A 10,405-nucleotide genomic window follows, 5' to 3' on the forward strand; every position below is an offset into this window, starting at 1 on the left:
GGGACCCGTGGCCGCCCCGCCGTCGTTGCGTCAGCCGCGGGCCCCCCCACCCGCGGCCTCCCCCACCGTGCGGGCCAGGTCACAGGTCGCGCGCGAGGCGCCGGTGACGCGGGCCGCGCGCCGGGCCGGGACGAGCAGCGCTGCCAGCGCCGCGGCGAGGCAGAGCACGGCCAGCAGGCCGAAGCCGTGGGTGTAGCCGGAGGCGTAGGGCAGGCCCGAGGGCTGCAGCCGCCCGGTCACCAGGACGCTGGTGACGGCGGCGCCGATGGAGCCGCCGATCGTCCGGATGTTGGCGTTCATACCGGTCGCGGCACCGGTCTGCTCGGCCGGGACACTGCCGACGATCAAGTTGGCCATCGAGGCGAAGGCCAGTCCGATGCCGAAGCCGAACACTCCCGCGACCAGGGCGATCTGCCACCGCTGGTCGTGCCAGAGGGTGAGGAGGCCACAGGCGAAGGCGCCCAGCGCGGCACCCGCCGTGAGCAGCGTCTTGGCTCCCACCACCGGCTCCAGACGACCGCTGAGGACGCCCGAGAGGAACATGGCGACCAGCATCGGCAGCATGAGCAGTCCGGAGGCGGTGACGGACGCGCCGAAGCCGTATCCGGCGGAGCCGGGTGTCTGGACGAAGCCGGGCAGGAAGGACCAGATCGAGTACATGCCCGCACCGAACAGCAGGGCTGCGGCGTTGGTCGTCCACACGGTGGGCAGCCGCATGACGCGCAGGTCGATCAGCGGTGTGCGGGAGCGCGCCTCGGCCTGCAGCCACAGCGCGAAGAGCACCACGGCGGCGACGAACAGGCCGATCACGCGGGCCGATCCCCAGCCCCACCTGGTCGCCTGGCTCAGCGGCAGCAACAGAGCCACCAGCCACGCCGACAGCAGGACGGCGCCCAGCCAGTTCACGCGTCCCTCGGCCCGGTGGGGCGACTCGGGCACGTAGCGCAGGGCGATCAGGGTGGTGACGGCGACGACGGCGACGGGGATCCAGAACAGCCAGCGGTAGTCGAGCGCGGACACGATCGGGCCGGCCGCCACGATGCCGACGCCACCGCCTGCCGCGATCACGGCGGACAGGTTGCTGATGCTGCCGCTCACCTCGGACGGGGCGAACTCGTCCCGGATGATGCCGAAGGACAGCGGGAACAGCGCGCCGCCGGCGCCCTGTATCGCCCGGGCGACGATCAGCACGCCGATGTTCGGCGCGAGCGCGGCGACCAGACAGCCGGCCAGCACGGTCAGCAGCACGGCGACGAGGGTGCGTTTCCTGCCGACGAGGTCGCCCACCCGGCCGAGGATCGGCGTGAAGACGGAGGCGGACAGCAGATACGCCGTCATCACCCAGGTCGCGGTGGACTGCGAGGCGTGCAGCGCGTGCTGGACGGTCGGCAGGGCCGGCGCGATCAGCGACTGCAGCATGGCGAACACGCCGGCACCGGTCGCGAGGACCGCGAAGGTGAGGCGGGTGGACTTCCCGGGCATCAAAAGCCTCTCCGAACAAGGTGCGGCCGCGGTCCTGCGGGCACGGTCGTGCGGACTCGGTGGCGCCACGGGGGCAGCACGAAGTACGCCGACGGCCGAGGGGGGCGCGGTCGCGGAGCGGATGGGTGAACGGGCGGTGCGGACGGCGCAGGCCCGGTATCAGATCAAGGGGGTACGAGGTCGCCGGCGCCGCGTGTGGCCGCACGCGTCCATGGCGAGCGCACCCCGACTGCTAAAGTGGAGGTACCCCTCCACTGTAACGGAGGTGCACCTCCGCTTCAACCTCGTCCAGCCCCGGGAGGCAGCAGTGACGGCTCAGCCGTTCCCCGTCAGCGAGATCGTCGCGTCCCAGCGGCCGCACCGTAAGGACGCCGCCCGCAACTACGACGCCCTGATCGCCGCCGCCCGCGACGCCTTCGCGGAGAACGGCGCGGAGGCGTCCCTGGAGGACATCGCGCGCCGCGCGGGCGTCGGCATCGGCACGCTGTACCGGAACTTCCCCACCCGTCGCCACCTCTTCGAGAGCGTGTACGCGGGTGAGGTCAACGACCTGTGCCGGGTCGCCGAGGAGGTCGCCGTCCTGGATCCGTGGGAGGCGCTCACCTCCTGGCTGCGCCGGTTCGTGGGCTACACGGTGACCAAGCGGGCGATCCGCGAGGCGATGGACGACGAGTCGGACATCTTCCTGGCCTGCCGTGAGTCCATGTACCAGGCGGGCGGTCCGCTGTTCGAACGGGCCCAGAAGGCCGGCGAGGCCCGTACGGACATCGGCTTCGACGATCTGCTGAGGATGGTCGCCGGCATCACGGCGACGAACTTCCTGGACGACGCCCAGCGGGACCGGGTGCTGCGCGTGGCACTGGACGGGGTACGGGCCTCGGCGAACTGACGTCGCCCTGGTACCGCCGAGCCCGCGCCCCGGCGGCATCGGCCCCCTTACTGGTTCCAGCTCTCGTCGTACGGGTCCTTCGGGGTCGGGACCGGCTTGGCCCGGATGACATCGATGAACGGGATGATCCCGCCGTTGACGGGGTCCTTGGCCTGCTTGCCGGTGTAGGTGCCGGTGACGTCGAGCCAGGAGTCGGGCTGCAGGACGGGCGGCAGTTTCCCGGACAGACCGATCTTGACCGGCTGGGCGTCGGCGGCGCAGCAGTTGAGGGCCATACGGACGAGGTAGGGCGTACCGTCGCGGTCGAGGGCGACGAAGCCGGTGATCTCGACCTGGCGGCCGCCGAGCGAGCGTCCGTGGCCGTAGGCGGCGCGGCCCGCGTAGTCGACCAGGCCGAGCTTGACCGGATCGCCGGACGGCAGGGCCGGGTAGGCCGGCGGCTGCTGGAGGGCCGTTCCGGCGCGCAGGGCGCTGTACGAACCGAGCGCGGGCGGCGCGACCAGGATGAGCGCGAACAGGGGCAGCACAAGGAGCCAGGAGATCCGCGTCTCGCGGTGGCCGTGGCCGTGCTCGTCACCGTGACCGTCGTGCCCGCCGGGCTGCGCGTGCTCGTCGAGCGGCCCCGACCCGTCCTGGTGCTTACGGGCCGCCCGCGACTCGCGCAGCTCGTACCAGACGGTGGCGCCCGCGGCGACGATCAGAACGGCCCCGGCCGCGAGCAGCAACGGCTGCAGTCCGGCCTTGACGTAGCGCAGATACAGGTTGGTGGTGCCGGCGTGCAGCATCGCCCCGCCGACCAGGAACAGCACGGCCGCTTGCGCTTGACGGTTCACAGCAGCACCGCCCCGACCAGGACCGACACCAGGATCGCCAGCACGAAGGTGGCGGGCGCGAACCGCAGCGCGAAGGAGCGGCCGAACGTGCCGGCCTGCATCGCGAACAGCTTGAGGTCGATCATCGGTCCGACCACGAGGAACGCCAGCCGGGCGGTGAGCGAGAACTGGGACAGCGATGCGGCGACGAACGCGTCCGCCTCGGAGCAGATCGACAGCAGCACCGCAAGGACCGAGAGCGCGAGGACCGCCACCACCGGGTTGTCCGCCGCCGTACGCAGCCAGCTCGCCGGTGCCACGGCCTTGAGCGTGGCCGCGGCCATGGCCCCGACGACCAGGAACCCACCGGCGTGCATCACGTCGTGCCGTACGGAACCCCAGAACGCGGCCCCCTTGCTCTGCCCCTCGTAGGACGCGCGGTCCGGGGGCTTCAGCCAGTCGGTCCGCCCCAGCCGCTGCCACAGCCAGCCCATCGCGCACGCCACCAGCAGGCTCGCCACGAACCGGGCGAGGACCATCTCGGGGTTACGGGGGAAGGCCACGGCGGTGGCGGTCAGCACGATGGGGTTGATCGCGGGAGCGGACAGCAGGAACGCCAGCGCCGCCGCGGGTGTGACACCCCGCCGCACCAGCGCCCCGGCGACCGGCACCGAGGCGCATTCGCAGCCGGGCAGGACCGCTCCGGCCACCCCGGCGACCGGCACCGCGAGGGCGGGCCGCTTCGGCAGCGCGCGGGCGAAGAAGGACGGCGGCACGAACACCGCGAGGGCCGCCGACAGCAGAACCCCGAGGACGAGGAAGGGCAGGGCCTGGACGACCACCGCAAGGAAGACGGTCATCCAGCTCTGCATCACCGGCGCGGCCAGCGCGCGCCGGATCGGGCCCTGCCCCACGACCAGAACGAGCAGCAGGAGGACCAGACCGAGGGAGGAGTTGAACTGCCAGCCCTGCGGAGTCTCCTCGTCATGGCGCCGGTCGACCGGCGCCGGGGGTGCTTTGACGATCGTCACGGGCGGGGTACCTCCGGGAGGGGCGGGCGGCGCGGGGGGCTTCCCCCACCCCTCCTGTACGTCGTCCCGGGGGCCGCGTCTCACCGCGGACCCGGGACTTTGCCGCTCGATGACTCTCCGCTCACCGGCTGTTGGGCTCTGCGCTCACTGACTCTTTCCGTACGCCGGGTGCGGCTGCCCCTGCGTGGCCGGGGTGTGCCGTCGGCCGAAGAGGGACGGCAGGCTCGGCACGGTCAGGAAGCCCTCGGCACGCGCACTGGCGATGCCGATGCGCGGGATGTCGCTGCTCTTCTCGAACAGCAGGAAGCGGGGCTCCCACACCGGCCGGTACTTGGCGTTGGCGCGGTAGAGGGACTCGATCTGCCACCAGCGGGAGAAGAAGGTCAGCACCGAGCGCCACAGCCGCAGGACGGGTCCGGCGCCCAGCCGCGCGCCGCGTTCGAAGACGGAGCGGAACATGGCGAAGTTGAGCGACACCCGCTCGATGCCGATCTCCTTGGCGCGCAGCAACAGCTCGATGACCATGAACTCCATGAGACCGTTCTCGCAGCCGCGGTCCCGCCGCATCAGGTCCAGGGACAGGCCGTTCGCGCCCCAGGGGACGAAGCTGAGCAGGGCCCGTGGCTCGCCCTCGCTGTCGCGGCACTCCAGCATCATGCAGTTTTCGTCGGCCGGGTCGCCGAGGCGGCCCAGGGCCATGGAGAAGCCGCGCTCGCTGCCGCCGTCGCGCCAGTGGTCCGCCTTCTCTATCAGGGTGGCCATGTCGGACTCGGGGATGTCCCCGTGGCGGCGGATGTGCACGGTGTACCCGGCGCGGCGGACCCGGTTGTGCGCCTGCCGCACGACCCGCATCGCGCGCCCGTCGAGGCTGAAGTCGGCGACCTCCACGATCGCCTCGTCGCCCAGTTCGAGGGCGTCCAGGCCGTGCCGGGCGTAGATCGTGCCGGCCTCCTCGCTGGCGCCCATGACGGCGGGCGTCCAGGCGTGCCGGCGGGCCTCCTCCAACCACTCGTCGATGGCGCCGGGCCAGGCCTCGGGGTCGCCGATCGGGTCACCGGAGGCCAGGGTGACGCCGCCGACGACCCGGTAGGTGATCGCGGCCTTGCCGCTCGGGGACCAGATCACGGCCTTGTCGCGGCGCAGGGCGAAGTAGCCGAGGGAGTCCCGCTCGCCTTGCTTGGCGAGCAGGGCACGCAGCCGCTGCTCGTCCTCCTCGCCGAGGAGCTCCCGGCCGCGGGGCGAGCGGAAGAGGGCGTACAGGACGAGCAGGAAGGTCGCGGCGATCAGGATGTTGATGATGATGTCCACCCAGCGCGGCGCCTGCACGGCGTCGACGCGGTCCGCGAGCGGGCCTACGCTGACGCCGCGCAGCAGGGTGTAGGCGATCTTGTCGAACAGCGTGGCGCCGTGCAGCTTGTCCGTGATGCCGACCAGCAGCGTGCCGATCGTGCCGCTGACCAGGATGCCGCCCGCGCCGACCGCAAGCGCCAGCTTCGGGTTGGAGGGGTCGCCGACCGCGTTGAACTCCCTCCGGCTGATGATCAGCGCAGCCACGAACAGGCCGGTGAGCCCCGCGGAGGCCCAGTTGAAGAGGTGCTCGCGGTACGGGTTCTGGGTGAGAGCGAGGGCGTAGAGCACAAAGAGCGGCCCGGCGAGCAGCATGTTGAAGAGCCAGCCGGCCCGCTTCCTGCGCCGCATCACCATGGCGAGGAAGATCGCGAGCGCCGCAGAGACCAGGCCGGCGGTGGCCAGGTACGGCGTGAAGAACTGACCCGCGTGCTCTGCGTGGAACCGGTGGTGGGGGGAGGCGAAGATCCGGCCGGTGTTGTGCTCGTCGACCTCACGGCGGAAAGGCAGCGAGACGACCGCGGCGATGTTCAGCAGGGCAAGCACCCGCAGGTACCAGACCGTGGCGGCGGCCGCCCAGGGTCGCAGGCGCGCGAGAAGGGAGGGCCGCCCCTCGTCCGTACCCTGCGGACGCTGGGCGCGCTGCTGAGGGATCACTGCTTGTTGCTGTGCGGGCACCGCGATGACTCACCTTGAAGAGAGGCCGGAGCGACCGGCGTGGACGGAAGCTGACACATGGGCGGGGGACAGTCTGCCCCTGGTTCTCCCGGGCACTCCCGTCGACCCTACATTTCGTAGGGGTCACAGGAACCTCACAGAGGGTAGGAGTCAGGCAAGGACATCGCCACCCGTCGCCCCGGGACGAGGCCGCGCAGGACGAGTATGGGGCAGACCGGCGCTCGCGACACAGACTCGTACGGGACGTCGGCGACAGGCTCGTACGGGTCGGTGGGGCGAAGACCGATTCACCCGTACGGGAAGCCCACGCCGCGCCCACTGGGCCCTCTCCTCCCCAGGGGCCCTCTCTCCCCTACTGGGACCCCTCCTCCGCGCCCACGACTCGCCCCTGGTCCGTATCGATCCATTCCAGCAGGAACGGCACCAGCCCACGCTCCAGCACGGCGAGTTCCCACGCCTCACGGGCGCGGCACACCTCGGGATCACGCTCCCCGGGACCGTCGCCGTCGCGGCGGCCCCGTCTGCGCGTCACCAGGAGCCAGGCGAGATCCCCGAGGGCCGCTCCCGCCGTCACGGCGGCGGCGATCACTCCGGCCATCACGAGCCCGTCGCCGATGTGCGGGCGCACGGCGAAGGCGCGCAGACCGAAGCCGCACAGCAGGAACACACCCGTGGCCGCGGCCCCGAGGCTGGGTACGAGCACCGCGAGCACGGGCAGGAACCCGCCCTTCGTCCGGCCGTCGCCGCATGACGGCCCGGCACGGTCGAGCGCGGCATCCCGCAGCGTGAGGTAACGCTCGTACTCCGCGGCGGCGACACCGACGAGGCCCTCGCGCGCCTCCACGGCCGGCGCACGCAGCCGCTCGCGCGCCCCGTCCTCGGCGGCGTCGATCGCGGCCGCGATCTCCGGGGAGTCCAGGGCCCGGTCCACCAGCCGCTCGAAAACGGGGTCACTCACAGCTGGAGACGGCTCCTCGGACTCCTGCACTGATCCCCCGATCGGCGACAACGAACCGGCAGACACCGACCGGCAGACGGACGCCCCAAACCCTACAACATGTAGGACATCCGCCACCGGAAGACGCCGGAGGTGGCGCACGGCAGGCGTCGACCCCGGGCCGATCATGCGTTCAGCGCTCCGGCGGGGATCCGTCGTCCAGGCCGGTACAGGCCAGCTTGCCGTCCACCTCGGCACACGCCTCCACACCTTTGGGTGAGGTCACGGTGAGCATGGGACTCGCCCAGCCGCCGGAGCCGCCCCCCGGGTACGCCGCGGACAGCACGTCCCGCCCCGACCGTACGGAGATGACGCGGGCCTTCGACGCCTCCGCCTGGACCTCGGCCCAGGCGGCACGGCAGGTCGGCGAGTACTCCAGCCGCACGGCGTACGAGGCGTCATGGACCGTGCTCTTGGTCTGCGCGTCCTGGTTGCAGGCGGAGACATCGGGCAGCTGCCCCTGACAGGACGCGCCCCGGCACCGGGGCGAGGCCGCGGCGGGCCGACCGCCCGGCACACCCGAGCGGTCGGTCACGACGAGGGTGGCGGCCGCCCCGGCGACGGTGACTATCAGGGCGAGCGCCGACAGCGGCCCCCGCCGGGAGCGGACGAGCCGCGCCGTGGGTGTCTCGCGCGGCTGCGCGTCCGCGGCCGGCGCACGTTCGGCCGCCTCCCACAGGGCCAGTACGGAAGCAGGGTCGGCGCCGGCGAGCCGGGCGAGCGCCTCCACGGCCGAACGAGGGGGCCGTTGTATGCCCTTGAGATAGCGATGCCAGGCGGACTTGCTGTAGGGGGTGCGTGCGGCAAGGGCCGCGAGACTGAGACCGGTACGCTCCTTGAGTTCGCGCAGCTCCTTCACGAACGGGTCGTCCACCTGCGCGGCCGGGGTGGCCGTCGGCGGGCTGGACGTCGCTGTCCGTGCTGCGCCGGACTTCACGGTCTCGATCCTTGGGGCTGTCGCATGACCTGTCCCTCAACGCCGATTCCAGTTTGGGCGGTTCGCCCTGGTTGTCTGGATGTGTTCCCAGCAGTGTGGTGGCGCCACACATCGGAACCGGTATGAGAAGGGTGAGTTGCCGGGCCCGGGGCGCGCCGACGGCCTGCCCGGCAGGCGCGGAAGCCCGGGCAGGCCGTCCTTTCAGGTGAGGGTGAGGATGGGCGCGTCAGCACCAGGGCACGACGCCCCGGGTTCGCACGTAGTGGGCGGAGACGTACCCCTGGCCGCCCGCGAGCCTGTACCAGCGCCGGTTCCCGAAGACGTACGAGCCGTGCTTCTTGCAGACCACCAGCAGCCGTCCGTGGACCTGGCGGTGGCCGATCACGCGGTAGCCGAAGCCGGGACCGGAGCGGACGTTCAGGGAGATGTAGCGCGTGGTGACGCGCCCCACCACGCGGGTGGAACGGCGGTGATACGAGGTTCGCGACATGTAATGGGCACGGCCGGCGTGACGGGCATGGTGGTGGCAGCGCGTGGCGCGCCGCGCGCAGTGACGGACCGGCATGTGCCGGGCGGGGACGGGGAGCAGTGTGTGCGGGCGGTGCGCTACCGTCGCCACGACCGGCGCCGATGCGGCCTGGTCGCCCGCGACGGCGACGGCCGCCGTGGGCACGAGCGCGAACAGCGCGACGGCGGCCAGCAGGCCGCTCTGCAGTGTCCGACGAATCATGGAAACCTCCGGGCTGACGTTGCCGATCACGAAAGGTGATCTCGTCGGCCAGCGTTTCCGTCATGACGGCCGGGAATTCCGTCCCGCTGTGCCAGGGATGGGCGGAACGTTCCACGGGACGGACGAGTGGGCCCCGTGCGTCAAGGCGTCGCGGCGTCTTGACGCACGGGGCGCGCACTACGGAGCGTGTCGCCCTTACACGCCGCCTCCCGCGAGCTTCCACTCCCGGTGCAACACGCCCAGGGGAATGGTGCGCTGGAAGACGGGCGTGCCGAAGACGGACAGCTGGAGTTGGAGCGCACCGCTCAGGTCGACGCCGCCGTACACCGCCCAGGACCCGACCGCGGCGGCGGTGGGCCGGGCACCCGAGCCCGCGGCCGCGGTGGCGGTCGCCGAGGCCTCACCCCGCAGATACGGGGCCAGGTCGGCCGTGACGCCCACGGCGCCGTACAGGCCGACGGTGGCCTGTGCGCCGAGAGTTGCCTTCACGTCCCCCGCGGCGGTGAAGGAGGTGCGGACCGGGGTGCTCGCCATGGTCGACTCGTTCACGGGTGTGCAGCCCTTGGCAGGGCCGAAGGTGGCGCCCGCCTTGAAGTCGCCCTTGAGGTTCTGATCGATCGAGACGGTCGCACTGCCGTCGGCACTGATCTCGAGGTAGCAGGTCAGATCGAGGTTGACCACGACGGGGATGGGGCCGACCTGGAGGACCGGATCAGCGTGGAGCTTGGCGAACGGCAGCCGCACGGGCTTGGCGGAGGCCGCGGCACGGCCCTTCAGGGACCACTGCGAGGTCCAGTCGCCCGACACGCCGAGGTACGCCGACGCGGGCCCGGCCTGGGCCGTGGCCGCACCCGATCCGCCCCCGCCGTAGGAGAAGTCGACCTCGGGCGCGACCTGGACGTACCCGGACACGGCGGCGTCCCCCGACACCGGCGCGCCGGCCGGGGTCGGCACATCGGCCTGGACGTCGATGCGCAGGCTGCCCAGCGGGACCTTCGTGCCCTCGGGCCCGGAGTGGATGTTCCCCGTCCTGGCCCAGGAGACCTTCACGTCGGGCAGCAGCCGCTCGATGTCGAAGGACGCCGGGTCGACGGGCACCGTGCCCTTGGCCTTGTCGTCGCCGAGCAGGGCGTCGAGGGTGGTCGGCGCGGTCTGCACCTCCGTTCCGTCGCCGGTCTCGCCCATCACCTTGGTGACCTTGGCGAGGAGGCCGTCGGGGGCGCCGGGGGCGGGGGCGCTGGCGATGACGTCGCCTGCCGCGATCCGCCCCGGCTCGGCCGAACTCCCCGGGGTGCCGGACGGGGTTGCCGTTGGCGTACCGGGCCGAGCGGAAGAGCCCTTGCTTGTATGGGATATGACGGCCCGTCGGGTATGACGGTCGTACGAACTCACCTTGAGCGCGCTCTGGCGGGCCCGCGCGCCGGTGCCGCCCGGGCGGGCGAGCGCGGTCGGAGTGGCGGCGGGGGCGGCCGCGACGGCGAGCGGGCGGTCGGCGTCGGCGG

9 protein-coding genes are annotated in these 10,405 nt (G+C 72.2%); 1 reads left to right on the plus strand and 8 read right to left on the minus strand.

The features are described 5' to 3' along the window. Positions 1 to 30: 30 nt before the first annotated feature. Positions 31 to 1,482, minus strand: coding sequence for an MFS transporter (locus ABT186_RS46325; RefSeq protein ID WP_351930429.1), 1,452 nt, complete (start codon positions 1,480 to 1,482; stop codon positions 31 to 33). A gap of 307 nt (positions 1,483 to 1,789) precedes the next feature. On the opposite strand from ABT186_RS46325, the gene ABT186_RS46330 reads away from it, so the two are divergent. After that, complete coding sequence (locus tag ABT186_RS46330; protein ID WP_351224461.1) at positions 1,790 to 2,371, plus strand: TetR/AcrR family transcriptional regulator; 582 nt, start codon at positions 1,790 to 1,792, stop codon at positions 2,369 to 2,371. Between the two features lie 47 nt (positions 2,372 to 2,418). On the opposite strand, the gene ABT186_RS46335 is transcribed toward ABT186_RS46330, so the two are convergent. From ABT186_RS46335 to ABT186_RS46365, 7 genes are all read right to left on the minus strand, one after another. Further along, a complete protein-coding gene (locus tag ABT186_RS46335; protein WP_351930431.1) occupies positions 2,419 to 3,204 on the minus strand; it encodes a TIGR03943 family putative permease subunit in 786 nt (261 codons plus the stop codon). Next, positions 3,201 to 4,214, minus strand: coding sequence for a permease (locus ABT186_RS46340; RefSeq protein WP_351224375.1), 1,014 nt, complete (start codon positions 4,212 to 4,214; stop codon positions 3,201 to 3,203). The genes ABT186_RS46335 and ABT186_RS46340 overlap by 4 nt, the downstream gene beginning before the upstream one ends. Positions 4,215 to 4,358: 144 nt before the next feature. Beyond that, positions 4,359 to 6,239, minus strand: coding sequence for a phosphatidylglycerol lysyltransferase domain-containing protein (locus ABT186_RS46345; RefSeq protein WP_502973540.1), 1,881 nt, complete (start codon positions 6,237 to 6,239; stop codon positions 4,359 to 4,361). Positions 6,240 to 6,591: 352 nt separating this feature from the next. Further along, positions 6,592 to 7,197 carry a hypothetical protein gene (locus ABT186_RS46350; RefSeq protein WP_351224377.1) on the minus strand — a complete coding sequence of 202 codons (606 nt, stop codon included), beginning with the start codon at positions 7,195 to 7,197 and terminating at the stop codon, positions 6,592 to 6,594. Positions 7,198 to 7,369: 172 nt separating this feature from the next. Next, entirely contained in the window at positions 7,370 to 8,173 is an 804-nt protein-coding gene (locus ABT186_RS46355) for a helix-turn-helix domain-containing protein (protein ID WP_351224379.1), read from the minus strand. A gap of 226 nt (positions 8,174 to 8,399) precedes the next feature. Continuing rightward, on the minus strand, positions 8,400 to 8,903 hold the full coding sequence (locus tag ABT186_RS46360) for an SH3 domain-containing protein (RefSeq protein ID WP_351930433.1): 504 nt from the start codon (positions 8,901 to 8,903) through the stop codon (positions 8,400 to 8,402). Between the two features lie 195 nt (positions 8,904 to 9,098). After that, on the minus strand, positions 9,099 to 10,405 hold a 1,307-nt coding region (locus ABT186_RS46365; RefSeq protein WP_351930435.1), incomplete at its 5' end, for a hypothetical protein.

The sequence above is a fragment of the Streptomyces sp. NPDC001634 genome (assembly GCF_040298185.1).
Taxonomy (GTDB): Bacteria; Actinomycetota; Actinomycetes; order Streptomycetales; family Streptomycetaceae; genus Streptomyces.